This window comes from Brachybacterium netajii (SeqCode), assembly GCF_054114245.1.
In genome coordinates, this window is sequence record NZ_JBSYXB010000002.1 from 450,182 (window position 1) to 476,727 (window position 26,546).

A 26,546-nucleotide genomic window follows, 5' to 3' on the forward strand; every position below is an offset into this window, starting at 1 on the left:
GGAGGCGAGACGGCGGAAGGCAGGACGGTGGGCGGCCCGGCATAGGCTCGCCCTATGCCCGAGATCCCGGACTCCGTCGTCGTCGGCAGCGGCCCCAACGGGCTGGTCGCCGCCGTGACGCTCGCCCGCGCGGGCCGTGAGGTGCTCGTGCTGGAGGCCGAGAGCACGATCGGCGGCGGCGCGCGCACCGTCGATCTCGGCCTCGCGAGCGGGATCGTGCACGATCTCTGCTCGGCGGTGCATCCCCTCGCCGCGGCGAGCCCCGCCCTGGCCGGCCTCGACCTGGACCTGCGGGTGCCCGAGGCCTCCTTCGCGCATCCGCTGGACCGGGAGCCCGCGGCGATCGCCTGGCATGACCTCGAGCGCACCGCCGCGGGACTCGGCGCCGACGCGCGCGCCTGGCGACGCCTGATCGGCCCGCTCGCCGAGGAGGCCGACGCCGTCGTCGCCCTCGCGCTCTCGGACAAGCGCTCGGTCCCCCGCCCGCTGCGCTCGGGGCGGGGCCTGCGCACGGCGGCCCGCTTCAGCGCCTCCGTCGCGCTGCTGGGGACGCGCGCCGAGGACCTGCCGCTGCGGACCGAGCGCGCCCGGGCGCTGCTGACGGGGGCGGCCGCGCACGCGATCGGCCCGCTCCCCTCCCTCGGCGGCGCCGGGACCGCGCTGCTTCTCACGACGCTCGCCCATGCCGGCGGCTGGCCGGTCCCCGTCGGCGGCTCGCAGGCGATCGTCGACGCGCTGGTCGCCGACCTGCGCCGGCACGGCGGCCGGATCGCGACCGGGCACCGGGTGCGCTCGTGGCGGGACGTGCCGCCCGCGCGCACCGTCCTGCTCGACACCCCGGCGCGCGCCGCCGCGGACATCCTCGGCGCGCGACTTCCCCGCGGCCGTGAGCGGGCCCTGCGCCGCTTCCCTCCCGGGCCGGGCGCCGCGAAGGTCGACTTCGTGCTCGCGGGGCCGGTGCCGTGGCGGGATCCCGAGGTCGGCCGCGCCGGCACCCAGCACCTCGGCGGGACCCGCGCGGAGATGGCGCGGGCGGAGGCCGCGGTCGTCGCCGGGCGGATGCCCGAGCGGCCCGTCGTGCTCGTCTCGGATCCGTCGGTCGCGGACCCGACGCGGATCGTCGGGGGCCTGCGTCCGCTGTGGAGCTACGCCCATGTCCCGTACGACCATCCGGGCGATCCGGTCGAGGTCGTGACCGCGCAGATCGAGCGCTTCGCCCCGGGCTTCCGCGATCTGGTGGTCGCCGCCCGCGGGGTCCCGGCCGCGCGGATGCACGAGCACAACCCCTCGCTCGTCGGCGGGGACATCGCGGCGGGCACCGCGAGCCTCGCCAGGATGCTGGCCCGGCCGTCGGCCGCCCCGGATCCGACGCTGCTCGCGGACGACGGCACCACCCGCTGGATCCTGTGCTCGGCGGCGACGCCGCCCGGTCCCGGCGTGCACGGGATGAGCGGGCTCCACGCCGCCCGTCGCGCGCTCGACTTCTCACACGGCACGGACCCGTCGTTGCCCTGAGCGCCGGGCCGACGGAGAATCTCATCCCGTGAATTCCTCCGAGACACCCGAGAGCCCTGAGAGCTCCACGACCCCGCTCGACGCGAGCGACCCCGCCGCCCGGACGTTCCTCGGCCAGCCCCGGCCGCTCGCGAACCTCTTCAGCGTGGAGATGTGGGAGCGCTTCAGCTTCTACGGGATGCAGGGCATCCTCGCCATCTACATGTACTTCTCCGCCACGCAGGGCGGGCTCGGCCTCGACGAGACCGTCGCGGCGGGCATCGTCGGCGCCTACGGCGGCTCGGTGTACATCTTCTCGATCGTCGGCGCGCTCGTCGGCGACCGCCTGCTCGGCCCCGAGAAGACCATGTTCTCCTCGGCGATCCTCATCATGCTCGGCCACCTCGCCCTCGCGCTCGTGCCGGGGGTGCCCGGGCTGGTCCTCGGCCTGCTGCTCGTGGCCGTCGGCTCGGGCGGCCTGAAGGCGACCTCGGCGACGCTCGTCGGCGACCTCTACTCCGTCGACGATCCGCGCCGCGACGCCGGCTTCTCGATCTACTACATGGGCGTGAACATCGGCGGCCTGCTGGGCCCGCTCGTCACGGGCCTCGCGCAGAAGACCTGGGGCTTCCACCTCGGCTTCGGCCTCGCCGCGATCGGCATGGCCATCGGCCTGACCCAGTACGCGCTGACCCGCCGCTCGCTGCCGGCGACCGTGCACCGGGTGCCCGATCCGCTGCCGCGCCGCGCCTACCCGGTCTGGGCCGGGGCCGCCCTCGCCGCGATCGCGCTGATCCTCGTGCTCGTGCTCACCGGGGTCGTGAACCCCGGGAACCTCGCCGACGTCGTCGCGGGCCTCGCGATCGTCGCCGCGGTGGTGATCTTCGCGCTGCTGCTGACCTCGAAGAAGGTCGACTCCGACGAGCGCTCCCGCGTCCTCGCCTTCATCCCGCTGTTCATCGGCGTCGCCGCGTTCTTCGCCCTGTTCCAGCAGCAGTTCACCGTCATCACGCTCTACTCGGACGCCCGACTCAACCGCGACCTCATGGGCTGGGAGATGCCGATCTCCTGGGTGCAGTCGTTCAACCCGTTCTTCATCATCGTGCTGGCGCCCGTCTTCGCGGCCCTCTGGACGAAGCTCGGCACCCGCAACCCCGCCACCCCGGTGAAGTTCTCCTTCGGCATCATGCTGATCGGCCTCGCCTTCCTGCTGTTCCTGCCGATGGCGTCGGTGGCGAGCGTGCCGGTGCTGTGGATCGCCCTGATCATGCTGGTGGCTACCCTCGGCGAGCTGTCGCTCTCCCCCGTCGGGCTGTCCCTCGCCACGAAGCTCGCGCCCCGCGCCTACCCGGTGCTCATGATGGCGCTGTTCTACCTGGCCACCGCCCTCGGCACGGCGCTCTCCGGCTCCCTCGCGCAGTTCTACTCGGCCGATGCGGAGGTCGCCTACTTCGGCGTCCTGGGCGCGGTCACGATCGGGATCGGCCTGGTCATGCTCGCGATCGCGAAGCCCGTCGGACGGGCCATGCGCGGCGTGCGCTGATCGTCCCGGGCCCGCAGGCTCAGACGGCGTCCTCGCACGCCCGCCGCAGGTGAGCGTCCTCCGACGGCGGCACCAGATCGCGGTCGCGCAGGATCGTCAGCGGCGCCCGGTCCGGGTCCGCGCAGACCTCCTCGAAGGAGATCCCCTCCTCCTCGAGCGAGTCCGGGTACTCGACCTGCAGGACCGCGTCCCCGTAGACGTCGGTGTAGTCGGCGCACTCCCGATAGGCGCCGCACTCCTCGACGACGGCGAGGTCGAAGCCGAGCTCCTCGCGGGCCCGTTCGGAGACCTCCGGGGTGTTCTTCTGCGCGATCGCGAGGCCCTCGGCGTGCGCGCGCTCGACGTAGGCGCCGGCGAGCGCGAGCGCGTCCTCCTCGTCGATGCCGTCGATGCGGGTGAAGGTGTCGAGGTTGTCGATCTCGACGGCGTCGTAGCCGTCCTCGGCGCAGGTCGAGATCACCGGGCCGATGCGGTCGAGGATCTGCGCGCGGGACTCCTCGGTCGCGGGGTCGAGGATCTGCTCGTCGGGCCAGTCGGGGTCGATGACGGGCTCGCCGTCGGCGTCGCGGAGGATCGCGTCGGGGGCGTCCGCCCAGAGGTCCTCCTCGCCGGGCTGGGTCTGGAAGCCGTTGACGTAGCAGATCGAGTAGGCGCCCTCGAGGGGCGGGTCGCCGGCGTCGCGGACGACGACGGCGAGGTCCTCCCCGACCGCCTCCGGATCGGCGGCCCCGCCGAGCTGGTAGTCGAAGCCGCCGCCCGACGGCAGCGAGGAGAGGGCGGGAGCGGGGCTCGCCGCGCAGGACGAGGCGATCAGGCAGAGCAGCGCGGGGACGACGAGGAGGGACGGGCCGGGGAGCACGGAGCGCAGTCGGGACACGCCCCCATCCTCCCCCGCCGGGGAGCGAGACGCGCATCACATCGGGCGCTACGCTTCGGAAGCATGAAGAAGCTCATCAACTCCCCCGACGACGTGGTCGTCGACGCGCTGCGCGGCATGGCCGTCGCCCATCCCGAGGAGCTCGACGTCGACGTCGAGAACCGGATCGTCTACCGCGCCGTCCCGAAGGACCGGGGGAAGGTCGCGATCGTCTCCGGCGGGGGCTCCGGGCATGAGCCGCTGCACGGCGGCTTCGTCGGCCTCGGCATGCTGGACGCCGCCTGCGCCGGGGAGGTCTTCACCTCCCCCGTGCCCGATCAGATCCTCGCGGCGACCACCGCCGTGGATCGCGGCGCCGGGGTCCTGCACGTGGTGAAGAACTACACCGGCGATGTCATGAACTTCGAGATGGCGGCGGAGCTCGCCGCCGCCGAGTCCGACATCGAGGTGACCGCCGTGGTCACGCACGACGACGTCGCCGTGGAGGACTCCTCCTATACGGCGGGCCGGCGCGGCGTGGGCGTGACCGTGCTGCTGGAGAAGATCGCCGGGGCCGCGGCCGAGGAGGGCCTGGACCTCACGGAGGTCACGGAGATCGCCTCCCGCGTGTCCTCCTACGGCCGGTCGATGGGCATGGCGCTGACCAGCTGCACGGTGCCCGCCAACGGGAAGCCGTCCTTCGATCTGCCGGAGGACGAGATGGAGATCGGCATCGGCATCCACGGGGAGCCGGGCCGCCACCGGGAGAAGATCGCCCCGGCCTCCGAGATCGCCCGCAGCCTGGTCGAGCCGATCCTCGAGGAGCTCCCGGGCGAGGGCCCGGTGCTGTGCTTCCTCAACGGCATGGGCGCAACCCCGCTGATCGAGCTGTACGTCATGCAGGCGGAGGTCTCGCGCCTGCTGGACGCGGCGGGCGTGCAGCAGACGCGCACGCTCGTCGGCGACTACATCACGAGCCTGGACATGGCGGGCTGCTCGCTGACGCTGCTGCGTCTGGACGAGGAGCTCACGCGCTTCTGGGACGCCCCGGTGCGCACGCCGGGACTGCGACGCGGGATCTGAGGGAGCAGAGGGAGCAGAGATGGACAGCACCAGCAGCAGCAGCACCACCACGATCACCGTCGACGACCTGCGCGCCTGGCTGCGGCGCAGCGCCGAGCTGATCGAGCAGGAGGCCGCGCATTTGACCGAGCTCGACGCCGCCATCGGCGACGCCGATCACGGCGCGAACATGGCGCGCGGCTTCCGGGCCGTGCTCGAGGTCCTCGACGACGAGAGCCTGAGAACCGTCGACGCCCTCCTGAAGAAGGTCGGGATGACGCTGGTCTCGCGCGTCGGCGGCGCCTCCGGTCCGCTGTACGGCACGTTCTTCCTGCGCCTGGGGACCGCCGCCCCGGGCGCCGAGGAGCTCGACGCCGCGGCCTTCGCCGACGCCGTCGCCGCGGGCATCGAGGGCATCGCGCAGCGGGGCCGCGCCGAGCAGGGCGAGAAGACGATGCTGGACGCGTGGTATCCGGCCCTCGCCGCGCTGCGCGAGGGCGGCGTCGCCGCGGCCGCCCGGGCCGCCGAGGAGGGGCGCGATGCCGCGATCGGCCTCCAGGCCACGAAGGGACGCGCCTCCTACCTGGGCGAGCGCTCGATCGGGCATGTCGACCCGGGATCGGAGTCGACGGTCCTGCTGTGGCGGGCCGCCGCGGAGACCCTCGGGGGTGCGGCATGACCGGGATCGTCGTCGTCTCGCATTCGCGGCCGCTCGCGGAGGCCGCGGTCGCGCTCGCCGCGCAGATGCTCGGCGGGGACGGCGGGCCGCGGCTCGAGGTCGCGGCGGGGCTGTCGGAGACGGAGCTGGGCACCGATGCGCTCGCGATCCAGGAGGCGATCGAGCGGGCGGCCGACGCGCAGGGCGTGCTGGTGCTGATGGATCTGGGCAGCGCGCTGATGTCCGCGGAGATGGCGCTCGAGATGCTCGATCCGGAGCTCGCGGGCCGGGTCCGCCTGAGCCCGGCGCCGCTCGTGGAGGGGCTCGTCGGGGCGGCCGCGGTCGCCGCCGGCGGCGCCGACCTCGAGCGGGTCGCCGCGGAGGCCGAGATCGCGGTCGAGGCGAAGCGGGCCCATCTGGCGACCCTCAGGCGGGACTGACCTCGCCTCCGCGGTCGGTCGACGCACGCGCGACGAGCTCGACGGGCACCACCGCGGCGGTGCGGACGCCCGCCGCGGCCTGCTTGTCGAGCACGTCGACGAGCTCGGCGGCGATCCGGTCGAAGTCCTGGCGGATCGTGGTCAGCGCCAGCTCGTCCGCCGGGTCGGCCGGGGAGTCGTCGAAGCCGCCGACGAGCACGTCGCCGGGCACCGTGCGGCCGCTCTCCCGGACGGCGGCGATGACGCCGCGGGCCATGCGGTCGTTGCCCGCGAAGATCCCGTCGATCTCCGGGTGCTCGGCGAGGAGCTCGGCGGCGAGGCGGCGTCCGCTCTCGCGGGAGTAGTCGCCGTGGCGCACGGCGACGAGCTCGGCGTCCCTGCCCGCCTCCTCGATCGCGGCGCCGAAGGACTGCGGGCGCAGCAGCCCGCCGGGAGTGTGCGCGGGGCCCGCGATGACGGCGAGGTGGCGGGCGCCGCGGGCGAGCAGATGCTCGGCCATGGCGCGTCCGCCGGCGGAGTCGTCGGCCGCGACATAGGAGACGCGGTCGTCGATCCCCGCGGGCGCGCCGATGTTCACCAGCGGGATCCCCGCGTCGAGGATGCGTTCGACGAGCCGGTGCTCGGGCTGCGCGGAGGCGGTGACGGCCCCGTCGACGCTGCTGGTGCGCAGGAACGCCTCGGCGCGGTCGGCCCCGGAGGAGTCCCCTGCGAGCAGCAGCACGAGGGTGCGGTCGCGGGCGGCGAGGGCCTCGCCGACCTTCTCCACGAGGGCCTCGAAGTTCGGGTCCTCGAAGAAGCGGGCCGGGCTCTCGTCGATCACGAAGGCGACGGTGCCGGTGCGGCCCGTGCGCAGGGAGCGGGCGGTGGAGCTGGCGACGTAGCCGGTCTCGCGGATCGCCCGGGCGACGGCGCGGGAGGACTCGGGCGAGACCCAGCGACCGCCGTTGAGGTACCGGGAGACGGTGCCGGTGGAGACGCCGGCCCGCTGCGCGACCTCGGAGATGGTGGGCCGCTTGCCCGCTCGTGCTGCCATCGCTGTCCTCCTCGGTCCGCGACCGCGTCCGCGGCCCGTCCCCAGTATGGACGAGCCGCGGAGGCGATCAGCCCTTGACCGCGCCGCCGGTCAGGTCGCTCTGCCAGTACCGCTGCAGCAGCAGGAACAGGGCGATCAGCGGGAGGATCGCGACGAGCGCGCCGGTGATGACGGTCGTGTACATCGCCGGCTGCGAGGCGCCCTGGTTCATGAGCGTCGACAGGCCCACGGTGATGGGGAACAGCCGATCGTCGCCGAGCATGATGTACGGGAGCATGTAGTTGTTCCAGATCCCGACGAACTGGAACAGGAACACGGTGACCAGGCCCGGCATCATCATCGGCACCGCGAAGCGGGTGAAGATGCGGATCTCCCCGGCGCCGTCGGTGCGGGCCGCCTCGACCATCTCCCGCGGCACCGAGGCCCCGGCGTAGATGCGGGCGAGATAGATGCCGTAGGGGTTCAGGATGCTCGGCAGCAGCACCGCCCAGTACGTGTTGGCGAGGCCCGCCTGCGCGAAGAGCAGGTACTGCGGGACCGCGAGGATCACCGAGGGCAGCAGCACGCCGGCGAGGATCGCGTTGAAGAACAGCCGCTTGCCGCGGAAGTCGAACAGCGCGAGGCCGTAGCCCGCGGCGGCGGACACGACCGTGGAGAGCACGGCGCCGCCGACGGCGTACAGGACGGTGTTCAGCCCCCAGCGGAGGTAGAGCCCGTCGCGGTAGGCGAAGAGGTCCCCGATGTTCTCCAGCAGGTGCGAGGACGGGGCGAGGGTGAAGGTGCTGAACAGCTCGTCGGCGCTCTTGGAGGCGGCGATCAGCACCCACACCACCGGCAGCAGGCAGTACAGGGCGCCGAGCACGAGGACGCCGGTGGCGAGGACGGACGGCTTCTCGGCGCCGACGGCGCGGGCGGGGGTCGTGGTGGTCATGGGGCTCAGCGCTCTTCCTGGGCGAAGGCCTGCCCGCGCACGAGGCGCAGGAAGCCGAAGGAGATGACGAAGGTCGCCAGCGCCACCAGCACGGAGCCGGCCGAGGCGGTGTGGATGTCGTTCTCGATGAACGCGTCGCGGTATATCCGCATGAGCGGCGACCAGGTCGTGGAGATGGAGTTGGTCAGGGGCTTCAGGAGCATGGGCTCGGCGAACACCTGCAGCGTCGCGATGATCGAGAACACGCAGGTCATGATCAGCGAGGGCAGGATCATGGGGATCTTGACCCGCAGGGCCGTCTGCAGCTCGCCGCAGCCGTCGAGGGTCGCGGCCTCGTACAGCTCGCCGGGCACGGAGCGCAGCGAGGTGTAGAGCACGACCATGTTGAAGCCGGTCCCGCCCCAGATGCCGATGTTGGCGATCGCCAGCAGCACCAGCTGCGGGGAGAGCACATCGGGCAGGCTGCCGCCGAGGGCGTCGGCGACATAGTGGAAGGGGCTCGTGCCGGGGAGGTAGAGGAAGCCCCACAGCAGCGAGGAGATCACCGCCGGCACCGCATAGGGCAGGAAGATGGAGATCCGGGCGATGCGGCGGAGGCGGGCGCGCCTCGAGTCCAGCAGCAGCGCGAACAGCAGCGCGAGGCCGAGCATCGTGGGCACGAGCACGAGCCCGTAGACGAGCACCCGTCCGGCGCTGGCGAGGAACTCGCTGTCGGCGAGCACGGCGGCGTAGTTCTGCAGCCCCGCCCAGGCGGGGACGCGCCCGCCCTCGCCGAGGCCGAGGCCGACGACCTCCTCGCGCCGCAGGCTCGTCCAGAGCGCGTAGAGGATCGGGATCGCGAGGAACAGGACGAAGCAGATCGCGGCGGGCGCGATGAAGAGATAGCCGAAGCGGTCGGTGCGTCGGCGGAGCGATGTCGTGGGTGCGGTCCTGGTGCTCATGCGAGCTGGTACCCCTGGCTCTCGAGGTCGGCGACGGTGCCGGCGTGGACGGTGGTGACGGCCTCGGCGAAGGCGGCGGCGGTGCCCGTCCGGGCGGCCACGGCGAAGGCGTCGTTGAACAGCGAGTAGGCGACGTTCACATTGGGTCCGAAGACGAAGGGCTGCACGCCCTCGGCGTTGCGGGCGGACAGCTCGTAGAAGTCCGGCTGCTCGGCGAAGAAGGCGGGCGGCTCGGCGAGCGCGGCGGGCGCGGCGACGAGGTCGGCGGGGAACACCCCGGACTCGCGCACGAGGGCGAGGACGCCCTCGTCGCTGGTGTTCATCCATTCGGCGAAGCGGACGGCCTCGGCCTGGTGGGCTCCGCCGATGACGGCGGCGGTGGTGGACCCGCCCCAGTTGCCGGTCGCGTTCGCGCCGGCCTCCCACTGCGGGATCGGGGCCATGCGCCAGTTCCCGGCGGTGGATCCGGCGTTGCCCTCGAGCACGCCCGGCGCCCAGGCCGCCGAGACCCAGCCGACCTGGGTGCCGGCGTTCAGCGCGGCGTTCCACTGCGGCGTGTACATGGGGTCGACGGACAGCACGCCCTCCTCGACGAGGCCGCCCCAGAGCGCGGCGACCCGCTGCGTGGGCTCGGCGTCGATGTCGACCCTCCAGCGCTCGCCGTCGATGCCCCACCAGGAGGCGCCGGCCTGCTGGGCGAGGCCGACGAACAGGCCGGGGTCGGTCGAGGAGAAGGTGCCGAGGTACATCGAGGGATCGGCCGCGTGGATCGCGCGGGCGCAGTCGGCGTAGTCGTCCCAGGTCTCGGGGGCGGACAGGCCGAGGTCGTCGAAGACGTCGGCGCGGTAGTAGAACTGCAGCGGCCCGGTGTCCTGAGGGACGGCGTAGACGCCGTCGGCGATCGAGACGGCGGACCAGATGCCCTCGGAGAAGCGACCCTCGGTCGCGGGGTCGAGGTCGCCGGAGATGTCGGCGATCGCGTTCGCCGCGACCAGCGAGGTGAGGGCCTGGTACTCGGCCTGGACCAGATCGGGGGCGCCGTTGCCGGCGCGCACGGCGGTCAGCAGCTTGGTGACCGCGGCATCGCCCGCATCCTGCCGGGAGACGAGGACCTGGACGTCGGGGTTCTGCGCGTTCCAGAGCGCGACGACCTCCTCGATGCCCGGGGCCCAGGTCCAGAAGGTCAGCGCGGTCCCGTCGGGGCTCGCACCGCCGCTGCCGCTGCCGCAGCCGGCGAGGGCGGCCGCGGCCAGCCCGGCTCCTGCTCCGGCGAGGAGCCGGCGCCGCGTGGGATGTCCGGCACTCGTCATGAACGCCTCCTTGCGTCGTGACCGCCCGGGGCTCGGACGGTGCTCCGCGGAACTGTAGAACTGTGATCGTTTCCAGTCAAGACCCGACGCCCCAACCCCGAGACCGAACGGGCTCCCTCATGGAGCCGGTTGCAACTTCCGCGCTCGCATGCCACAGTTCCGCATCATGAACCGTGATCGTTTCCAGGCATCGTCGCCCCTCGGGTCCGCGACCGACCCCCGCCCCGACTGGCCCCTCGGCGTCGAGGGGCTCGTCCACGGCGGCGACTACAACCCCGAGCAGTGGCCCCGCGAGACCTGGGCCGAGGACGCCCGCCTCATGCAGGAGGCCGGCGTGAACCTCGTCAGCATCGGGATGTTCTCGTGGGCGAGCCTCGAGCCGCGCCGCGGCGAGTTCCGCTGGGAGTGGCTGGACGAGGTCGTCGAGACGCTCCACGCGCACGGGATCCGCATCGACCTGGGCACTCCCACTGCCGCTCCCCCGGCCTGGTTCTTCCGCGAGCACCCGGAGGCGCGCGTCGTCGACCGCGCAGGGAACGCCCTCGGACCGGGCTCGCGCGGCATGGCCTGCCCGTCGGCCCCCGCCTACCGGGAGGCCGCCACCGGCATCGCCCGCCGTCTCGCGGAGCGCTACGGCGACCATCCGGCGCTGGCCCTGTGGCATGTGCACAACGAGTACGGCGCGCCCGTCGGCGAGAGCTTCTCGCCCTTCGCGCAGGAGGCCTTCCGCGCCTGGGCTCTGGCCCGCCACGGCGGGCTCGAGGGTGTCAACGAGGCCTGGGGCACGCGCTTCTGGGGCCAGGTCTTCGGCGAGGAGGCGGACATCCATGCACCGCTGCCGACGCCGTCGATGCAGAACCCCTCGCTCGAGCTGGACTGGCGGCGCTTCAGCTCCGAGCAGATCCTCGAGTGCTTCCGCGCCGAGCGCGACGTGCTGCGGGAGATCGCCCCGCACGTGCCCGTCACGACCAACGTCATGGCGCACACCTGCCCGAACATCGACCTGTGGCGCTGGGCCGACGAGGTCGACGTCGTCGCCAACGACCACTACCTGATCGCGGCCGACGCCCGGAACTTCGTCGAGCTCGCACTGGACGCCGATCTCACCCGATCCCTCGCCGGCGGCCGCCCGTGGATGCTCATGGAGCATGCGCCCTCGGGCGTGAACTGGCAGGGCCGCAATGTCGCCAAGCGGCCCGGCGAGATGGCCCGCAGCGCGCTCTCGCACGTCGGCCGCGGCGCCGACGCCGTGATGTTCTTCCAGTGGCGCGCCTCCCGCAAGGGCGCCGAGAAGTTCCACTCGGCGATGGTCCCCCACGCCGGCACCGGCAGCCGGATCTGGAAGGAGATCGTCGCCCTCGGCGGCACCCTGCAGGATCTCGCCGCGCTGCGCGGATCCCGCGTGCGCTCCGAGGTCGCGATCCTGTGGGACTGGGAGTCGCACTGGGCGCAGGACCTCCCCTGGCGGCCGGCCGACGACTTCAGCCACCGCGCGCAGATCCAGACCTGGTACGAGCGGCTCTGGCGGGACCATGTGAGCGTCGACTTCGCGCACCCCGAGAGCGACCTGTCCGACTACCGGCTCGTCCTCGCCCCCGCCTCGTACCTGCTGACCGATGCGGCGGCCGCGAACCTCGACGCCTACGCCCGCGGCGGCGGACAGCTGGTCGTCGGCCCCTTCTCGGGCGTCGTGGACGCCGAGGACGGCGTGCGCGCCGGCGGGCTCAACGCCGCCCTCGCCGGGGTGCTCGGCGCCGAGGTCCACGAGTTCTGCCCGCTGCGCGCGGGCGACACGGCCGTCGCCGACCTGGACGGCGCGCCCCTCACCGCCCGGATCTGGACCGAGGACGTGCGGGCGACGAGCGCCGAGGTCCTCGCCCGCTTCGCCGACGGCCCGGTCGCCGGCGGCGCGGCCCTGACCCGCCACGACGTCGGCGCCGGCACAGCCTGGTACGTCGCCGCCGATCTCGACGTCGAGGATCTCGCCCCCGTCCTCGCGGGCCCCCTCGCTTCGGCCGGCATCACGATCCGCGACCTCCCCGCGGACGTCGAGCTGCTCGAGCGCGTCGGCGAGGACGGCACCCGCTTCCTGATCGCCATCAACCACACGGCCGAGGACGCCTCCCTCCGGATCGACGACGGCACGTCCCTCGACGTCCCCGCCGGCGCCGTCCGCACGCTCCGCATCCCCGCCTGATCATCCCCGGGGCGGAGTCGAGCGACACATCGGCTCCGCCCCGAGCCCGATGCCCCACCGCCGCTGCTCGCGGAAGGATGCTCCTGTGCCGCAGGGAGCGGCCGGGACGCACCGAGGAGCGGGCGATGAGCAGTGACGGGACAGGATTCCTGGAGAAGGTCCGGGCGGAGGAGCTGCCGACGAGGCTGCGCTGGGGCGCGCCGGAGTGGGTGGCTCTGGCCTCGGTCCCGGCGATCTTCCTCGGCGGCTGGCTGAGCTCGCTCGTCACCGACGACGTCGGCGTCCGCGCCGTCGCCGACACCCTCCTGCGGGTGGTCGTCTTCGTCGCCGTCGTGGTCCTGAACCGCGAGCGGCTGGGTCGGCATTGGACGGCGTTCTGGCGGGCCCCGGTGCGCAGCCTCGCGATCGTCCTCGCCGGCATGATCCTCATCCAGGTCGTCATCAGCGTGCTGGGCTCGCTGCTGCGCGGCGCCACCGGCTACAGCGCCTCCGGCGCGGCATCGTCGGACGCGAGCGCGTCCGTCGCCTTCGCGGTCCTGCTGATCGCATCCTTCGGGCCGACGGTGACGGCGCTGATCGAGGACTTCGCCTTCCGCCACACGCTGATGATGACCTTCCCGGCATGGAACCGGTGGTGGACGGCCGCCCTGCTGGTGATCGTCAACGCGCTGCTCTTCGGTGCGGTCCACTACAACAACTTCGGCGGGCATCTGGTGCTGACCCTCAGCTACGCGGGCGCCGGACTGCTGATGAACCTGACCTATCTGTGGACGCGGAACATCTGGCATGTGCTGCTCATGCACGGCCTGAACAACCTCATCCTCGGCGGTCCGATCGTCGTGATCCTCGCCCAGGCGCTCGGTGCCGCCGTCGGCTGAGAATCGGGGACGACCTCTCGGTGGCCGCAGGAGGTCCGTCGACTGAATTCCGGTCTCCGCCGTCCAACACGACGGGAAATCGTTCGCCCTCCGCAATCCGCGAACGGCATACTGAACCACGGAGCGCATCCCGGATATCCGAGGAGGTGTCGGCGATGGCTCAGGTCAGAGTGTTCAACAAGGGCTACGACGTGGACACCGGCATCGGCGAGATGCTGCACACCACGAGCGTGCGCCACGCCTTCGGGATGATCCGCCGCGGCGTCGCGGTCCCGGTCGAGCTCGCCTTCCTCGAGGATCGCATCGTCCCCACCGTCCTCGAGCTGACCCGCGAGCTGAGCGGTGCCTGGGTCGAGGGCATCGGCTCCCGCTCGATCGGCTTCTCCTACCGCGCGGTCCATGAGCGCGACGGCTGGACCTGCACCTACTGCGGCCGCGGGGTCTCGAAGACTCCGCCGCGCGATGCGCTGCTGGCGACCGTCGACCACGTGCTGCCGTCCTCCCGCGGGGGCGAGTCCTCATGGCTGAACCTCGTGTGCGCGTGCAAGGAGTGCAACAACCGCAAGGCCGATCGGACCCCCGAGGAGGCCGGGATGCCGCTGCGGCACGCGCCCTTCGACCCGACCCGACGCGCCGAGTTCTCGCGCGGGGCTCGCGTTCGGCGCATCCACCCCCTAGTCTGGCCCGACCGCACATCGGCGTGACGGGACTCACGTCCCTTCGCGTGTGCGCATCGTCGATACGAAACGACGATCCTCTGTCCGACCAGCACGAAGGAGACGATGATGTCCTCTTCCACCCCTCCCGGCCTGCAGGTGAGCCGGCGCGGCCTGCTGCGAGCAGGCCCGCTCCTCGCCACCGCGGGCCTCGCCGGCTGCAGCGGCTCGGGCCGACGCCCGGTGACCTTCTACCAGTCCAAGCGCGAGGCCATCCAGTACTTCGCGGGCCTGCTCACCGACTTCGACGCCCAGCACTCCGACCTCCGCGTCATCCACGACATCTCGACGAACCTCTCGGCGAGCTTCGTCCGGCAGAACCCGCCGGACCTCGCCTGCCAGAACTACAACCTGGAGATGGCCCGCTTCATGGAGCGCGGAGCGCTGAGCGATCTCGCCGACATGCCCGAGGCGGCGCTCATCCGCGAGGACGTCCAGGACCTCGCCGACTGGTATCCGACCTATGAGGGTCGCACGAGCGTCATCCCCTTCTCCGTCGCCGGCGCCGCCGTCATCTACAACCGCACGATCTTCGCCGAGCACGATCTCGAGGTCCCCACGACCTGGAGCGACTTCCTCGACGTGTGCCAGACCCTGCAGGACGCGGGCGTCACCCCGATCTACGGCACCTTCGCCGACGCCTGGACCGTCAACCAGGGCATGTTCGACTACACCGTCGGCGGGATGATCGACGTGCGGTCGTTCTACGACACGATGAACGAGATCGGCGAGGACGTCGGCCCGGACTCCGAGGTCTCCTTCCAGAGCACGATGCTCGAGCCGATCCGGCGGATGCTCGAGCTGCTCCCCTTCCACCAGGACGACGCCTCCTCCCGCTCCTACGGCGACGGCAACACCGCCATGGCGCGCGGCGAGGCGGCGATGCTCTTCCAGGGACCGTGGGCGCTGGCCGAGGTCGAGAAGACCGGGTCCGACGTCGACCTGTCGACCTTCGCGCTGCCCGCCACCGAGGATCCCGACGAGCGGAAGATCCGCGTGAACATCGACCTCTCGCTGTGGATCCCCGAGGCCGCGGACCAGCAGGAGGGCGCCCGCGAGCTGCTCTCGTACTTCATGACCCCCGAGGTGCAGAACCCGTACAACGAGGCGCTGCTCGCCCTCGGCACCACGAAGGACGCCCCGCCCGCGACCGATGAGCGGATCGCCCCCATGCAGGAGTTCTACGACGCCGGGATGATCACCTGCGGTCCCTCGCAGTTCATCCCCTTCACGATCCCGTGGGAGAACTACCTGCAGTCGATCATCTACGGCGCCGATCCGGAGACGGTGCTCGCGCGCCTGGACTCCGACTGGGCGCGCCTGGCCTACCGCTCCTGAGACCGAGGACGCTCCCATGAGACATTCGCACCGCACCGACCCGATCTACTACCTCTTCCTGTTCCCCGCGCTCGCGATCTTCACGCTCGCGATCACGCTCCCCGCGGCGATGGGCTTCTTCTACTCGTTCACGAACTCCATCGGATTCGGGGACTGGGAGTTCATCGGCCTGCGGAACTACATCGCCGTGTTCCGCGACCAGGGGATCCTGAGCGCCTACGCCTTCACCATCGGGTTCTCGCTCGTGACCGTGATCGTCGTGAACATCCTCGCGTTCTCCCTCGCCCTCGGGCTCACCTCGAGGATCCGCTTCCAGACGCTGCTGCGCACGGTCTTCGTGCTGCCGATGGTGATCTCGGGGATCATCATCGCCTTCGTCTTCAAGTTCCTCTTCGCCACCACCCTCCCGGCGATCGGACAGGCGCTCGGCATCGACGTCCTCTCGACCTCGCTGCTGGCGAACGAGAACCTCGCCTGGGTCGCGATCGTCATCGTCACCGCCTGGTCGACGATCCCCGGGACGATGCTCATCTACATCGCCGGGCTCGTGACGATCCCCGGGGAGATCTACGAGGCCGCCTCGATCGACGGCGCGAACCCCGCCAAGCGGCTCTGGCACGTCACGCTGCCGCTCGTGTCCGGGTACATCGTCATCAACACGATCCTCGGCTTCAAGAACTACCTCAACGCCTACGACATCGTCGTCGGCCTCACCGACGGCGGTCCCGGCACCTCCACCCGCACGGTCGCGATGTCGATCTTCAAGGGATTCGGCGGCGGCGACTACGGCTACCAGATGGCCAATGCGGCCGTCTTCTTCGTCATCAGCATCATCATCGCCCTGATCCAGCTGCGGATCACGCGCGGGAGAGCGAGCTTCGGAGCATGAGCACCACGACCCCCGCCCGCCGCCGCTCCCGCATCGGAGCCGACCGGCCGAACCTCCCCGCCACCGTCATCCTGCTGGTGTGCTCGCTCGCGGTGCTCGTCCCGCTGCTGGTCACCATCAACATGGCCCTGAAGACGGATGCCCAGGCCGTCGAGGGCGAGGCCTTCGCCCTGCCCGCGCCGTTCTCCCTGACCGGCTTCGTCCAGGCCTGGACGCTGACGAGCTTCCCCCGCTCGCTCGCCATGTCGGCGCTCATCACGCTCATCGCGGTCGTCGGCGAGATCGTCATCTCCTCGCTCGCGGCCTATGCGATCGTCCGCAACTGGGATCGCCGCCTGTTCCGCTGGTCGTTCTTCTACCTGCTCGCGGCGATGTTCATCCCGTTCCCCGTCGTCGCGCTCCCCCAGGTGAAGCTCACCGGCCTGGTGGGGCTCGACAACCCGATCGGCGTGGCGCTGCTGCACATCGTGTTCGCGCTGGCGTTCAACACGATGCTGTTCACAGCGTTCCTGCGATCGATCCCGATCTCGCTCGAGGAGTCGATGCGGGTCGACGGCGCCGGCACCGGGCAGGTGTTCGTCCGGCTGATCCTGCCGCTGCTGGGGCCGATGTCGGCGACCGTCGGCATCTTCGCGTTCCTGGGATCGTGGAACGACTTCATGATGCCGAGCCTCATCACCTCCGATCCCACCCAGCAGACCCTCCCGGTGCTGCAGAACATGTTCCAGTCGCAGTTCAACAACAGCTACAACATCGCCTTCGCGAGCTATCTGATGGCCATGGCGCCGGCGATCATCGTGTACCTGTTCACCCAGCGCTGGGTCATCTCGGGGCTCACCCAGGGCGCCGTGAAGTAGGGGCGCGGCGGGCCGGCCGGGCGGGACGTACTCTCGGTCCCATGCACTTCACCGAGTACGACACCCGCCTGGCCGCCTACGCCGTGATCGTCGACGAGCGCGAGCGGATCCTGCTGAGCTGGTTCAACGGCTCGACGCCCGGGTGAACCCTGCCCGGCGGCGGGGTCGAGTTCGACGAGTCCTGCGAGCAGGCCGTGGTGCGGGAGGTGCTCGAGGAGACCGGCTACACCGCCGAGCTCGGCGCGCTCCTCGCGATCGACACCCGCACCTCGCCGCGGCACGAGGCCTCGGGCCGTCCGTGGCGCTCCGTGCGCGCGATCTACACGGCGCGCATCACCGGCGGCACCCTCGGCACCCTCGAGGTCGGCGGCACCACGGACCGCGCCGAGTGGATCCCGCTCGCCGAGCTCGACCAGGCCGGTCCCCGCGTCGACCTGGTCGGCGCCGCGATCGCGGCCTGGCGCGCCTCAGCCCTCTGACAGCCGCGCCATCCCCTGGTCCAGCTGCTTCTGGGCGGCGGCGATGGTGCGCGAGTCGTAGCCGCCCATGGAGCGGGCCTCGTTGAGGGCGTCCTGCTGGGCGTCCATGAGCGCCTGCAGCAGCTCGAGCTGCTGGACGCGGACGCGGTCCTCGGGACGGTCCTCGTCGGCCGGACGTCGCATCCGCTCGCGCATGGCGGCGAGGACGTCGTCGTCGAAGGCGGTGCCGTCGCGGCGGCGCAGCTCGTCGTTGTCGAGCACCTGCGAGGCGGCGGCCTCGGAGAGGTCGCCGAGGAGCAGCTGGAGCTCGCGGCGGGCCTGCTCCTCGTCGGTCCCGCGGATGCCGAGCACCCGGATCAGCAGCGGCAGGGTGCCGCCCTGGCCGACGAGGGTCAGGAGCGCGACGACGAAGGCGAGCAGGATCAGCTGCGTGCGGTACGGGAAGTCCGTCGGCAGCGACTGGGCGGCGGCGAGCGTGACGACGCCGCGCATACCTGACCAGGCGAGGACGGCGCCGCCGCGCCAGCCGAGCCCGTTGTCGATGTAGAAGCGCGCGTCGGCGTGCTCCCGGCGGAGCCAGCGGGTGACGCGGGGCGCGCGCGGATGCTGGGCGAGGCGCTCGTCGTTCTCGACGTGGTCGAGCATCTCCTGGTAGCGGTGGATCATCCGCTCGCTCGTGGCGCGGCGCCGCTTGAGCCGGAAGAGGACGGGGACGACGACGGCGATCCGGACGATCCCCAGCAGGATCGTGACGAGCACGCCGATCCACACGGCGTTCCAGACCGACAGGCCGACGTCCTCGACGGCATCGGTGAGCGTCACCAGCTGCAGGCCCATCAGCAGGAACACGCCGTTCTCGAGGAGCAGCTGGATGGTCAGCCAGTTGGTGCGCTCGGCGCTGCGGTCGGCGGCACGGAGCTTGCGGGCGCTGGTGGCGCCCGTGATGAGGCCCGCGGCGACCACGGCGATCACGCCGGAGGCGTCGACGGCCTCGGCGGGGAGGAAGGCGATGAAGGGAACGGCGAAGGAGATGGCGGTGCTTAGCGCCGGCTGGTCGATCTTCGAGCGGACCCAGACGGACACGACGCCGACGATCGCGCCGATGACGATGGCCACGGCGACGGCGTAGGCGAAGTCGCCGAGGGCGTGGGTGAAGGAGAAGGCGCCGGCGGTCGCGGCGACGGCGGTGCGCAGCAGCACGAGGGCGGTCGCGTCGTTGACCAGGCCCTCGCCCTCGAGGATCGTCAGCAGGCGCGGCGGGAGGCCGAGGCGCTTGCCGATCGCGGTCGCGGCGACGGCGTCGGGCGGGGAGACGACGGCGCCGACGGCGATCGCGGCGGCGATGCTGAGGTCGGGGAAGATCCACCACAGCAGCAGGCCGACGGCGAAGGCGGAGGCGAGCACGAGCAGGACCGAGAGCGCACCGATGGTCCCGATGTCCCGCCGGAGGTCGATGACCGGCATGTTGACGGCCGCCGAGTAGAGCAGCGGCGGGAGCACGACCGCGAGGATCCATTCGGGCTCGGGCGCGATCGGGGGCATCCCGGGGATCATGCTCAGGCCGAGGCCGACGAGCAGCAGCAGGATCGGTGCGGCGACGCCGAGCTTCCCGGCGAAGTAGGAGACGGCGACGATGATGAGCACGGCGACGACGGCGACGAGCTCGAGTCCTTCGATCGACATGGGGACCATTATGCGGGCGGTGACGCACGACTCGTCGAGACCGCCTCCCCCGATATCTCATGGATGAGATAACCTCTGCGCATGACCGACACCCAGACCGTCGACGAGTCCGATCTGACCTACCGCGCTCGGATCGGCGCCCTCATCCGCGATGCCCGCCAGCACTCGGGGCTCACCCAGACCCAGCTCGCCGAGCAGCTGGGCACGAGCCAGAGCGCCGTGAACCGGATGGAGAAGGGCCAGCAGAACTTCACCCTGGACATGCTCTCCCGCGTCGGCTCCGCGCTCGACTCCGAGCTCGTGGGCCTCGGCGCGTCCGGTCCGAGCCATCTGCGGGTCCACGGCGAGACCACGCTGTCCGGCGCGATCGACGTGAAGAGCTCGAAGAACGCGGGCGTCGCCCTGCTGTGCGCCTCGCTGCTGAACACCGGCACCACGATCCTGCGCAAGGTCGCGCGGATCGAGGAGGTCAACCGGCTGCTCGAGGTCCTCACCTCGATCGGCGTGCGCACCCGCTGGCTCAACGAGCACAACGACCTCGAGATCGTCGTCCCCGAGTCCCTGGACCTGGGCTCGATCGATGCGGCCGCCGCGCGCCGCACCCGCTCGATCATCATGTTCATGGGTCCGCTCATGCACCGCGAGGAGGAGTTCCAGCTCCCCTACGCCGGCGGCTGCGACCTCGGCACCCGCACCGTCGAGCCCCATATGACGGCGCTGCGCCCCTTCGGCCTCGAGGTCGTCGCCGCGGAGGGCCACTACCAGGCCCATGCGACGCCGGGCGCGGGCCCTTCCCGGCCGATCGTGCTCACCGAGCGCGGCGACACCGTCACCGAGAACGCCCTGCTGGCGGCGGCCCGCTACGAGGGCGAGACCGTCATCCGCAACGCGAGCCCGAACTACATGGTCCAGGACCTGTGCTTCTTCCTCGTCGAGCTGGGCGTCGAGATCGAGGGCATCGGCACCACGACCCTGCGCGTGCGCGGCCGCTCGCAGATCCGCACGGACGTCGAGTACGCGCCCAGCGAGGACCCGATCGAGGCGATGAGCCTGATCACCGCCGCGATCGTCACGGATTCGAGCATCACGGTGCGCCGGGTGCCGATCGAGTTCATGGAGATCGAGCTGGCGATCCTCGAGGAGATGGGCTTCCGCTACGAGCGCTCCGAGGAGTACATGGCGGAGAACGGGAAGACCCGTCTGGTCGACATCACGACCTTCCCCTCGACGCTGAAGGCGCCGATCGACAAGATCCATCCGATGCCGTTCCCGGGCCTGAACATCGACAACCTGCCGTTCTTCGCGGTCATCGCGGCGACGGCGGAGGGCCGGACCCTGCTGCACGACTGGGTGTACGAGAACCGCGCGATCTACCTGACCGAGCTCACCAAGCTGGGCGCGAAGGTCCAGCTGATGGATCCGCACCGCGTGCTGATCGAGGGCCCGACGCACTGGTCCGGCGCCGAGCTCGTGTGCCCGCCGGCGCTGCGTCCGGCGGTCGTGGTGCTGCTGGCGATGCTCGCGGCGAAGGGCACCTCGGTGCTGCGCAACGTGTACGTCATCAACCGCGGCTACGAGGATCTGGCCCAGCGCCTGAACGCCCTCGGCGCCCGGATCGAGACCTTCCGGGACATCTGAGGGGCCCGCGGGGAGGTCCCGGCGCTCGCGCTCAGGCGCCGACGATGAGCGCGAGCGCGGAGACCACGGTGAGCCCGAGGATCGCCTTCTCGAAGACCTTCTGCGGGACCCGCTGGGCGATGCGTCGGCCGACGAGCGCGCCGCCGATCACGAGCGGCGCGAGCAGCAGGTCCATCAGCAGGTATTCGACGCGGAACAGTCCGAGCGAGGCCGAGAACGGCAGCTTGAGGATGTTGATGACGGCGAAGAACCAGGCGGAGGTGCCGAGGAAGGTCATCACGGGCATCCGCATGGCGTAGAAGTACATCGACATCGGCGGTCCGCCGGCGTTGGCGACCATGGTGGTGAAGCCGCCGAGGGAGCCGTAGGCGATGCGGGAGAGGCGGCCGACGGGCGGGGCGTCGTCGTCGGGGTCGGGGACCTTCTTCGCGCCGGTGCGGCGGCGCCAGACGGTGATCGCGACGAGCAGCAGCAGGATGACGCCGATGCCGCCGCGGACGGCGCCGGCGTCCGCGAGGGCGAGGAACAGGGCGCCGATGATGAGGCCGACGGCGACGCTGGGGATGAGCCGCACGAGGGTCTTCCAGTCGGGCTCCCGGCGGTACATCCACAGGGCGATCCAGTCGCCGAGGATGAGCAGCAGCAGGAGCGCCGCGGTGGACTCCTTGGGCGGGAGCGCGATCGCGAACAGGCCGACGGCGATGGTGCCGGCGCCGGGGAGCGCGGACTTGGAGAAGCCGACGACGAGCGCGCCGAGGACGACGAGGAGCCACTCCCCCGTGCTGAGCACGGGCAGGTGGGCGAGGAATCCGGAGATGAGGGGCCTCCCGGGGTTGGACGACGACGAGGAACCCTACTCCCTGCATCGATGCCGACGGCCCGGTGCCCGCGGGTTGTCAGCGGGTCGTCAGAAGGGCGGCCGCGTCGATGGCGGGGCGGTGCCGGCGAAGAGCGGGTCGCCGAGCAGGATGTGCAGCGGGATCGGGTCCGGCGGGGTCGGCGGCTGCTCGTCGGCGCTGGGATCGGGCGGGGCATCGGAGAAGGAGCGGACGATGTCCTCCCACACCTCCTGCTCGCGCTCGTCGAGGGCGATGCTCGCGAGCATCGCCGCATGCAGCGGGGTGATGAGGTCGTGCTCGGCCTCGATGCCCTCGAGACGTCGGCCGCGGACGATCCAGGTGCAGGTGCCGTCGGGGGCGCGGAGCACGTCGAGCTCGCCGTCGGTCTTCATCCGATGGTGGGGTCGGCAGAGGCGGTGGAGGTTCTCGACGGCGGTGGGTCCGCCGCGCTCGGGGTGCGCGTGGTCGAACTCCTCGATGTGGTCCATCTCGCCGACGCCGCCGACGTCGACGATGCAGCCGGGGACGGCGCAGACGGGGTTGAGCAGGCGCAGGTGCTCGGCCATCTCGGCGGTGGGCCGGTACTGGCGGGCGGGGACGGGGAGGAAGCGGCCGTCGGCGGGGTCGGTGAGGATGCGGTGCCAGACGGGCTCGTCGGCGGCGAGCTTGCGGGCGAGGGAGGCGGGCAGCGGGTGGATGCCGCCGATGACGGCGGGGGCGTCGGAGCGGCCGAGGAGCGTCAGCATCGGCACGACGACCTGCAGGCGGTAGCGGGAGCCGCGGGTGTCGACGCCGGGGGTCGCGAGGACGGTGCGCTGGAGGATCGCGTAGCGGAGGGCGCCGAGCCCGGAGGCCCGGCCGGCGTCCTGGGCCTCGCCGTCGAGGTCGAAGGGGACGGGCTCGTCGGCGTCGAGGGCGCGGCGCTGGGCGTCCTGCACGGAGCGCGCGGCGAGGTCGAGGCGGCGGGAGAGGTCGAGGATCTCGGGGAGGGGCCCGGTGACGGTGAGGCTCGCGGTGCCGTCGCCGTCGGGGTCGACGTCGAGCTGGACGTGGCGGCGGCGCAGCGGGCTGGGCTCGTCGGTGCGGTCGCGGAACCAGGCGATGAGCAGGCCGAGGTTCCGCAGGAAGGTGGCCATGGAGATGTTCTCGAGGTCCCATTCGCTCACGCGTGCGTCCACGAGGATCCGCTGCTCGGCGGTGAGGCGGCGGACGCGGCGCAGCATGATCTCGTGCCATTCGACAGGGAAGTGCCCCTGCTCGAAGCGGTCGAAGGTGCGGTGCATCTCGGAGACGGCGGTGACGGCGTCCCGCAGGAGAGCCCTCGCGCGCGGGAGGGTGACGCGGCGGGCGTCGGCGACGAGGAGGGCGAAGGCGTCGCCGGCGGGGTCCGGGTCCTCGTCGTCCCAGAGCAGGGCGGTGCTGCGCAGCTGCTGGGCGTGGACGCGGTTGATCTCGGCGCGCATGCCGTGGAGCTCGCGGGCGGCGAGGGCCTCGAAGGAGTCGGGCTCGACCTGGGCGCGGGCGGCGAAGGCGTCGGGGTCGTGCGGCCGACAGGCGCGGACGGGCTTGCACGGCGGCAGGAGCTCCGCCTCGCGCTCGCGCCGGCCGAACCGGCGGCCGGCCGCATAGCCGCGGGCGGCGCCGGAGCGTTCGCCGCGGGTTCGGCCGGCGCGCTGCCCCGCATCCCAGGCGGCGGAGCGGGCTCGGCCCATGCCGGCGGGCTTCACGGCGCGTGCGCGGTCGTGCGGGTCGAGGATCCGGCCGGCGACGTCGGCGCCGAAGGCCGACGGCGGTGCGGCGGCCGCGGGAGCCTCCTCGGCGATGACAGCGGCGAGACGGTCGGCGAGGAGGCGGGTCGCGGCGCCGAGGACGCGGGCGGCCGGGTCGAGCGGCGTCGGCGCGGGAGAGCACGGCTGCGGCAACAGGTGCGGTGCTGGACGCACAGCGGCGAACGGGCGGAGGCCTCCCCCGGATGCGGCGCGACGCGAGCGCGCGCGGGGTCGGGGTCGGGCGTCCCTCCTGCGTGCCATGGCCCCTCCTCCCGGGGTGGACGGCGCCGTCCTCGGCGCCGATGGAGCAGGTCCGAGGGCGGGATCGGCGGAGGGTCGCCAGAACGGCACGACGGCCACCCGACGCCCCCAGAAACCACCCCTGGCCTGCGACGACTCCTCCATCATAGAACAGTCGTTCGAGCGGCGCCACCCCTGTGGACAACTCGATCCGGGCCGATGATCCGGGGTGTTGACCCTTCGCGCCGCCGGCCTCTCCCGGCAACGACGACGGGGCGGGGCGGAGCCGTTCCCGACTCCTCCCCGCCCCGTCCCGGGCGATCCGCGGTCGATCAGACGGCGAGGCCGTTGTCGATCAGGAAGCGGTAGCTGTTCTCGACGTCGGCGAAGACGTCGCCGGGGGCGTTGTCGTACTCGATGACGGCGTACTTGACGTTCGTCGCGGCCTGGAGGGCCTCGACGGTGGGGACGTCGCCGGTGCCGGCGTGACGCTGGTCGAGGTCCGCCGAGGAGAAGGCGGGGGCGCCCGGGGCGAAGGGGTTCGCAGCCGGCGCGACGCCGTCCTTGACGTGCACGGCGACGAGGCGGTCGCCGAGCTCGCGCACGAGGGAGACGACGTCCTGGTCGCCGACGAGGGCCCAGAAGAGGTCGAGCTCGATCTCGACGTCGGCCGAGACGAGGGAGAGGAAGTACTGGTAGGCGGTCTTGCCGTCGAAGCTCGCGACGAACTCCTGGGCGTGGTTGTGGTAGCCGACCTTCAGGCCGTACTCCTCGGCCTTCTCGGAGGCGGCGTTGAGACGGTCGGCGATGTCCTTCACGCCGTCCTCGGTGAGCCAGCGCTCGGCGGGCACCATCGGGTCGATGACGGTGGACATGCCGATCTCGGCGGCCGCCTCGAAGACCACGTCCTGGCTCGGGGTGGGGATGGAGCCGTCCGGGGTCCAGAGCTCGTCGGAGAGCAGGGGCGCATGGCCGGTGGGCGAGGCGAGGCCGGAGGCGTCGAGCGCGGCGCGGATCTCCTTCGGCCGACGGACGAAGTCGAAGGCCTCGACGTTCTTCAGGCCGATCGCGGCCAGGCGATCGAGGGAGCCGGCCATGTCGGCGGTGAACTCGGCGGCCAGGGTGTACAGCTGAACGGATGCGAGGGGCAGGTTCACGAAGGTGACCTTCTTTCTTGACGTCGTCGCCGCCCGCGCGGGCGCTGGAGGAAACGCTAGCATCGAAAACCTTCCGACTGAAGGTTTTAGCGGTACAGTCTCGGCATGGACAGCGACGAAGCCTCCTCCCCCACCAGCTCCGCCCCCGCCGAGCGCCCGATCATCGGCCGGGCGGGCTCCTACTCCAAGGGCGTCGCCCGGCGCCAGGAGATCCTCGACCGCGCGATCGAGGTGTTCCGCGAGCGCGGGGCCGACGGCACCTCCCTGCGCCGCATCGCGACCGCGATCGGCGTCTCCCATGCGGCGCTGCTGCACTACTTCGATTCCCGCGAGCAGCTGCTCGTCGCGGTCTACGAGCACGCCGAGGCGCAGCGCGACTCGGCGGAGGACGTCTTCGGCGAGGCGACCACCGCGCTCGACGTCATCGTGCATGCGGCGATGATCAACGTCGAGGTGCCGGGCTTCGTGGAGCTGTACTCGACGCTCGTCGCGACCGCGCTCGCGGTCGAGGGCTCTCCCGCCCACGAGTTCTTCACCGTGCGCTTCGACAGCATCCGCGGGGAGCTCGCGGACAAGCTCCGTGCCGGGCAGGAGGCGGGGACGGTGCGCGGGGACATCGACGCCGAGGCCATGGCGGCCCTGCTGGTCGCCGCCTCGGACGGCCTGCAGATCCAATGGCTGCTGAAGCCCTCGATCGAGCTGCAGCGGACCCTGGAGACCTTCGCCGTGCTGCTGGCCCCGCCGGCCCGCTGAGCAGGACGGCGGGGACGGCGGGATCGACGGGACCGCGTCAGCTCTTCGCGGCGAAGAGCGCCTTGTGGCCGAGGCCGGCGATCGCGGCGCCGACGAGCGGCGCGAGGATGAACAGCCACACCTGCTTCAGCGCACCGGTGTCGAAGACCGCGACGGCGATCGAGCGGGCCGGGTTCACCGAGGTGTTGGTGATCGGGATGGCGACCAGGTGGATCAGCGTGAGGGTGAGGCCGATCGCGAGCGGGGCGAAGCCGGCCGGGGCGCGGCCGTCGGTGACGCCGAGGATCACCCAGAGGAAGATCGCCGTCAGCACGATCTCGATGATCGCCGCGGAGAGCAGGCTGTAGCCGCCGGGCGAGAGCTCGCCGTAGCCGTTGGTGGCGAAGGAGCCGGCCGCGGTGGGGTCGATCGAGAAGCCGTCGGCGCCGGAGGCGACGACGTAGAGCACGACGGCGGCGACGAGGCCGCCGACGACCTGCGCGCCCCAGTACGGCAGCAGGAGCTTGGCCTCGAGGCGGTTCGCGAGAAAGCAGCCGAAGGAGACGGCGGGGTTGAAGTGGCCGCCGGAGATGTGGCCGACGGCGTAGGCGCCGGTCACGACCGTGAGGCCGAAGGCGAGGGCGACGCCGAGGAATCCGATGCCGAGGTGGGTGCCGTCGGCGTTGAGGAAGCCGGCGGCGAAGATCGCCGAGCCGCAGCCGCCGAGGACGAGCCAGAAGGTGCCGAGGGCCTCGGCGGCGAGCTTGGAGAGGAGGGAGGGGGAAGGATCTGCGGACACGGGGACCTCCGGGGGTTCCGGTACACGGGCGCGGATTCCGGGAATCGGCCCCGGGGCGCGCTGTGGA

General features: G+C 71.8%; 24 protein-coding genes. 14 read left to right on the forward strand and 10 right to left on the reverse strand.

Annotated features, from left to right (window positions below; all coding sequences use genetic code 11):
* Positions 1–54: 54 nt before the first annotated feature.
* Both ACXET9_RS05765 and ACXET9_RS05770 read left to right on the forward strand, forming a co-directional pair.
* The gene (locus ACXET9_RS05765; RefSeq protein ID WP_457885543.1) at positions 55–1,515 is read left to right on the forward strand and encodes a phytoene desaturase family protein; all 1,461 of its coding nucleotides are present in this window, start codon (positions 55–57) and stop codon (positions 1,513–1,515) included.
* A gap of 28 nt (positions 1,516–1,543) precedes the next feature.
* Positions 1,544–3,037 carry a peptide MFS transporter gene (locus tag ACXET9_RS05770; RefSeq protein ID WP_457885544.1) on the forward strand — a complete coding sequence of 498 codons (1,494 nt, stop codon included), beginning with the start codon at positions 1,544–1,546 and terminating at the stop codon, positions 3,035–3,037.
* A gap of 19 nt (positions 3,038–3,056) precedes the next feature.
* Here the strand turns inward: ACXET9_RS05770 and ACXET9_RS05775 are convergent, their stop codons facing one another.
* Positions 3,057–3,914 carry an endo alpha-1,4 polygalactosaminidase gene (locus ACXET9_RS05775; protein WP_457885545.1) on the reverse strand — a complete coding sequence of 286 codons (858 nt, stop codon included), beginning with the start codon at positions 3,912–3,914 and terminating at the stop codon, positions 3,057–3,059.
* Positions 3,915–3,977: 63 nt separating this feature from the next.
* On the opposite strand from ACXET9_RS05775, the gene dhaK reads away from it, so the two are divergent.
* Genes dhaK through dhaM form a run of 3 tightly spaced genes read left to right on the forward strand, consistent with a single transcriptional unit; the run spans position 3,978 to position 6,053 of the window.
* A complete protein-coding gene (gene dhaK / locus ACXET9_RS05780) occupies positions 3,978–4,976 on the forward strand; it encodes a dihydroxyacetone kinase subunit DhaK (RefSeq protein ID WP_457885546.1) in 999 nt (332 codons plus the stop codon).
* Between the two features lie 19 nt (positions 4,977–4,995).
* On the forward strand, positions 4,996–5,634 hold the full coding sequence (dhaL, locus tag ACXET9_RS05785; RefSeq protein WP_457885547.1) for a dihydroxyacetone kinase subunit DhaL: 639 nt from the start codon (positions 4,996–4,998) through the stop codon (positions 5,632–5,634).
* On the forward strand, positions 5,631–6,053 hold the full coding sequence (gene dhaM, locus ACXET9_RS05790) for a dihydroxyacetone kinase phosphoryl donor subunit DhaM (RefSeq protein WP_457885548.1): 423 nt from the start codon (positions 5,631–5,633) through the stop codon (positions 6,051–6,053). Before dhaL ends, dhaM begins: the two co-directional genes overlap by 4 nt.
* Here dhaM and ACXET9_RS05795 read toward each other — a convergent pair.
* From ACXET9_RS05795 to ACXET9_RS05810, 4 genes are all read right to left on the reverse strand, one after another.
* Entirely contained in the window at positions 6,040–7,086 is a 1,047-nt protein-coding gene (locus ACXET9_RS05795) for a LacI family DNA-binding transcriptional regulator (RefSeq protein WP_457885549.1), read from the reverse strand. The two genes, dhaM and ACXET9_RS05795, sit on opposite strands and share 14 nt — an antisense overlap.
* 67 nt (positions 7,087–7,153) lie before the next feature.
* Positions 7,154–8,017 (reverse strand): carbohydrate ABC transporter permease, encoded by an 864-nt coding sequence (locus ACXET9_RS05800; protein ID WP_457885550.1) that lies wholly within the window; start codon positions 8,015–8,017, stop codon positions 7,154–7,156.
* 5 nt (positions 8,018–8,022) lie between these two features.
* Positions 8,023–8,958, reverse strand: a complete 936-nt coding sequence (locus ACXET9_RS05805) for a carbohydrate ABC transporter permease (protein ID WP_457885551.1) — start codon at positions 8,956–8,958, stop codon at positions 8,023–8,025.
* The gene (locus ACXET9_RS05810) at positions 8,955–10,268 is read right to left on the reverse strand and encodes an ABC transporter substrate-binding protein (protein WP_457885552.1); all 1,314 of its coding nucleotides are present in this window, start codon (positions 10,266–10,268) and stop codon (positions 8,955–8,957) included. The genes ACXET9_RS05805 and ACXET9_RS05810 overlap by 4 nt, the downstream gene beginning before the upstream one ends.
* 166 nt (positions 10,269–10,434) lie before the next feature.
* On the opposite strand from ACXET9_RS05810, the gene ACXET9_RS05815 reads away from it, so the two are divergent.
* The 7 genes from ACXET9_RS05815 to ACXET9_RS05845 all read left to right on the forward strand — a co-directional run bounded on the left by ACXET9_RS05815 (position 10,435) and on the right by ACXET9_RS05845 (position 17,622).
* Positions 10,435–12,465: a beta-galactosidase gene (locus ACXET9_RS05815; RefSeq protein WP_457885553.1), complete on the forward strand. Its 2,031-nt coding sequence runs from the start codon at positions 10,435–10,437 to the stop codon at positions 12,463–12,465.
* A gap of 125 nt (positions 12,466–12,590) precedes the next feature.
* The gene (locus ACXET9_RS05820) at positions 12,591–13,343 is read left to right on the forward strand and encodes a CPBP family intramembrane glutamic endopeptidase (protein ID WP_457885554.1); all 753 of its coding nucleotides are present in this window, start codon (positions 12,591–12,593) and stop codon (positions 13,341–13,343) included.
* A 155-nt stretch (positions 13,344–13,498) separates the two neighbouring features.
* Positions 13,499–14,047: an HNH endonuclease gene (locus tag ACXET9_RS05825; RefSeq protein WP_457885555.1), complete on the forward strand. Its 549-nt coding sequence runs from the start codon at positions 13,499–13,501 to the stop codon at positions 14,045–14,047.
* Between the two features lie 78 nt (positions 14,048–14,125).
* Positions 14,126–15,397, forward strand: coding sequence for an ABC transporter substrate-binding protein (locus ACXET9_RS05830; RefSeq protein ID WP_457885556.1), 1,272 nt, complete (start codon positions 14,126–14,128; stop codon positions 15,395–15,397).
* A 16-nt stretch (positions 15,398–15,413) separates the two neighbouring features.
* Positions 15,414–16,286 (forward strand): carbohydrate ABC transporter permease, encoded by an 873-nt coding sequence (locus tag ACXET9_RS05835; protein ID WP_457885557.1) that lies wholly within the window; start codon positions 15,414–15,416, stop codon positions 16,284–16,286.
* Entirely contained in the window at positions 16,283–17,143 is an 861-nt protein-coding gene (locus ACXET9_RS05840; RefSeq protein WP_457885558.1) for a carbohydrate ABC transporter permease, read from the forward strand. The genes ACXET9_RS05835 and ACXET9_RS05840 overlap by 4 nt, the downstream gene beginning before the upstream one ends.
* Before the next feature lie 149 nt (positions 17,144–17,292).
* Positions 17,293–17,622, forward strand: a complete 330-nt coding sequence (locus ACXET9_RS05845) for an NUDIX hydrolase (RefSeq protein WP_457885872.1) — start codon at positions 17,293–17,295, stop codon at positions 17,620–17,622.
* Here the strand turns inward: ACXET9_RS05845 and ACXET9_RS05850 are convergent.
* The gene (locus tag ACXET9_RS05850; protein WP_457885559.1) at positions 17,611–19,305 is read right to left on the reverse strand and encodes a cation:proton antiporter; all 1,695 of its coding nucleotides are present in this window, start codon (positions 19,303–19,305) and stop codon (positions 17,611–17,613) included. The two genes, ACXET9_RS05845 and ACXET9_RS05850, sit on opposite strands and share 12 nt — an antisense overlap.
* Before the next feature lie 81 nt (positions 19,306–19,386).
* On the opposite strand from ACXET9_RS05850, the gene ACXET9_RS05855 reads away from it, so the two are divergent.
* Positions 19,387–20,943, forward strand: a complete 1,557-nt coding sequence (locus ACXET9_RS05855) for a UDP-N-acetylglucosamine 1-carboxyvinyltransferase (RefSeq protein ID WP_457885560.1) — start codon at positions 19,387–19,389, stop codon at positions 20,941–20,943.
* Between the two features lie 31 nt (positions 20,944–20,974).
* Here ACXET9_RS05855 and ACXET9_RS05860 read toward each other — a convergent pair whose 3' ends face one another.
* The 3 genes from ACXET9_RS05860 to ACXET9_RS05870 all read right to left on the reverse strand — a co-directional run bounded on the left by ACXET9_RS05860 (position 20,975) and on the right by ACXET9_RS05870 (position 24,948).
* Entirely contained in the window at positions 20,975–21,733 is a 759-nt protein-coding gene (locus tag ACXET9_RS05860) for a sulfite exporter TauE/SafE family protein (protein ID WP_457885561.1), read from the reverse strand.
* Between the two features lie 117 nt (positions 21,734–21,850).
* Entirely contained in the window at positions 21,851–23,704 is a 1,854-nt protein-coding gene (locus tag ACXET9_RS05865; RefSeq protein WP_457885562.1) for an HNH endonuclease signature motif containing protein, read from the reverse strand.
* A 419-nt stretch (positions 23,705–24,123) separates the two neighbouring features.
* Entirely contained in the window at positions 24,124–24,948 is an 825-nt protein-coding gene (locus ACXET9_RS05870) for a sugar phosphate isomerase/epimerase family protein (protein WP_457885873.1), read from the reverse strand.
* Between the two features lie 105 nt (positions 24,949–25,053).
* Here ACXET9_RS05870 and ACXET9_RS05875 point away from each other — a divergent pair, with 105 nt between their 5' ends.
* Positions 25,054–25,701: a TetR/AcrR family transcriptional regulator gene (locus ACXET9_RS05875; protein ID WP_457885563.1), complete on the forward strand. Its 648-nt coding sequence runs from the start codon at positions 25,054–25,056 to the stop codon at positions 25,699–25,701.
* Positions 25,702–25,738: 37 nt separating this feature from the next.
* Here ACXET9_RS05875 and aqpZ read toward each other — a convergent pair whose 3' ends face one another.
* Positions 25,739–26,479 carry an aquaporin Z gene (gene aqpZ / locus ACXET9_RS05880; RefSeq protein WP_457885564.1) on the reverse strand — a complete coding sequence of 247 codons (741 nt, stop codon included), beginning with the start codon at positions 26,477–26,479 and terminating at the stop codon, positions 25,739–25,741.
* Between the last annotated feature and the right edge of the window lie 67 nt (positions 26,480–26,546).

Coding starts and splice junctions, on each gene's coding strand:
- ACXET9_RS05765 (WP_457885543.1), top strand. CDS start 55: ATGCCCGAGATCCCGGACTCCGTCGTCGTCGGCAGCGGCCCCAACGGG.
- dhaK (WP_457885546.1), top strand. CDS start 3,978: ATGAAGAAGCTCATCAACTCCCCCGACGACGTGGTCGTCGACGCGCTG.
- dhaL (WP_457885547.1), top strand. CDS start 4,996: ATGGACAGCACCAGCAGCAGCAGCACCACCACGATCACCGTCGACGAC.
- dhaM (WP_457885548.1), top strand. CDS start 5,631: ATGACCGGGATCGTCGTCGTCTCGCATTCGCGGCCGCTCGCGGAGGCC.
- ACXET9_RS05795 (WP_457885549.1), bottom strand. CDS start 7,086: ATGGCAGCACGAGCGGGCAAGCGGCCCACCATCTCCGAGGTCGCGCAG.
- ACXET9_RS05800 (WP_457885550.1), bottom strand. CDS start 8,017: ATGACCACCACGACCCCCGCCCGCGCCGTCGGCGCCGAGAAGCCGTCC.
- ACXET9_RS05805 (WP_457885551.1), bottom strand. CDS start 8,958: ATGAGCACCAGGACCGCACCCACGACATCGCTCCGCCGACGCACCGAC.
- ACXET9_RS05810 (WP_457885552.1), bottom strand. CDS start 10,268: ATGACGAGTGCCGGACATCCCACGCGGCGCCGGCTCCTCGCCGGAGCA.
- ACXET9_RS05815 (WP_457885553.1), top strand. CDS start 10,435: ATGAACCGTGATCGTTTCCAGGCATCGTCGCCCCTCGGGTCCGCGACC.
- ACXET9_RS05820 (WP_457885554.1), top strand. CDS start 12,591: ATGAGCAGTGACGGGACAGGATTCCTGGAGAAGGTCCGGGCGGAGGAG.
- ACXET9_RS05825 (WP_457885555.1), top strand. CDS start 13,499: ATGGCTCAGGTCAGAGTGTTCAACAAGGGCTACGACGTGGACACCGGC.
- ACXET9_RS05830 (WP_457885556.1), top strand. CDS start 14,126: ATGATGTCCTCTTCCACCCCTCCCGGCCTGCAGGTGAGCCGGCGCGGC.
- ACXET9_RS05835 (WP_457885557.1), top strand. CDS start 15,414: ATGAGACATTCGCACCGCACCGACCCGATCTACTACCTCTTCCTGTTC.
- ACXET9_RS05840 (WP_457885558.1), top strand. CDS start 16,283: ATGAGCACCACGACCCCCGCCCGCCGCCGCTCCCGCATCGGAGCCGAC.
- ACXET9_RS05850 (WP_457885559.1), bottom strand. CDS start 19,305: ATGTCGATCGAAGGACTCGAGCTCGTCGCCGTCGTCGCCGTGCTCATC.
- ACXET9_RS05855 (WP_457885560.1), top strand. CDS start 19,387: ATGACCGACACCCAGACCGTCGACGAGTCCGATCTGACCTACCGCGCT.
- ACXET9_RS05875 (WP_457885563.1), top strand. CDS start 25,054: ATGGACAGCGACGAAGCCTCCTCCCCCACCAGCTCCGCCCCCGCCGAG.